At 61.7% G+C, this 1,179-nt stretch carries 1 protein-coding gene; it reads right to left on the bottom strand.

Annotated features, from left to right (window positions below; all coding sequences use genetic code 11):
* The coding region (gene tuf / locus LIG30_RS21200; RefSeq protein ID WP_235510345.1) for an elongation factor Tu at positions 1-1,179 on the bottom strand (1,179 nt) is incomplete at its 5' end.

Below are 1,179 nucleotides of genomic sequence, written 5' to 3'. Positions count from 1 at the left end.
TTACTCGATGATCTTTGCGACGACGCCAGCGCCGACGGTACGGCCACCTTCACGGATGGCGAAGCGCAGGCCTTCTTCCATCGCGATCGGTGCAATCAGCTTCACCGTGATCGACACGTTGTCGCCCGGCATCACCATTTCCTTGTCCTTCGGCAGCTCGATCGAGCCCGTCACGTCCGTCGTACGGAAGTAGAACTGCGGACGGTAGTTGTTGAAGAACGGCGTGTGACGGCCGCCTTCGTCCTTGCTCAGCACGTACACTTCAGCCGTGAAGTGCGTGTGCGGCGTGATCGAACCCGGCTTCGCCAGAACCTGGCCACGCTCCACGTCTTCACGCTTCGTGCCGCGCAGCAGGATACCGACGTTGTCGCCTGCCTGACCTTGGTCCAGCAGCTTGCGGAACATTTCCACGCCCGTGCAGGTCGTCTTCACCGTCGGCTTGATACCGACGATTTCGATTTCTTCGCCGACCTTGACCACGCCACGCTCGACACGACCCGTCACCACCGTACCGCGGCCCGAGATCGAGAACACGTCTTCCACCGGCATCAGGAACGCACCGTCAACCGCGCGCTCCGGCGTCGGGATGTACGAGTCCAGCGCATCGGCCAGGTTCATGATCGCCACTTCACCCAGCTCGCCCGTGTCGCCTTCCAGCGCCAGCTTGGCCGAACCCTTGATGATCGGCGTGTCGTCGCCCGGGAAGTCGTACTTCGACAGAAGCTCGCGAACTTCCATCTCGACCAGCTCGAGCAGTTCAGCGTCGTCCACCATGTCGCACTTGTTCAGGAACACGATGATGTACGGAACGCCAACCTGACGTGCCAGCAGGATGTGCTCACGCGTCTGCGGCATCGGGCCGTCAGCTGCCGAGCAAACCAGGATCGCGCCGTCCATCTGTGCCGCGCCCGTGATCATGTTCTTCACGTAGTCAGCGTGGCCCGGGCAGTCGACGTGTGCGTAGTGGCGGTTCGCCGTTTCGTACTCGACGTGCGCGGTGTTGATCGTGATGCCGCGCGCCTTTTCTTCCGGCGCCGCGTCGATCTGGTCGTATGCCTTCGCTTCGCCGCCGAACTTCTTCGTCAGCACCGTCGTGATTGCTGCCGTCAGCGTCGTCTTGCCGTGGTCAACGTGACCAATCGTACCAACGTTCACGTGCGGCTTGGTCCGCTCAAATTT

The sequence above is a fragment of the Burkholderia sp. lig30 genome (genome assembly GCF_000687455.2).
In the GTDB taxonomy this organism is placed as follows: Bacteria; Pseudomonadota; Gammaproteobacteria; order Burkholderiales; family Burkholderiaceae; genus Burkholderia.
This window is presented reverse-complemented; position numbering and strand designations above follow the sequence as displayed.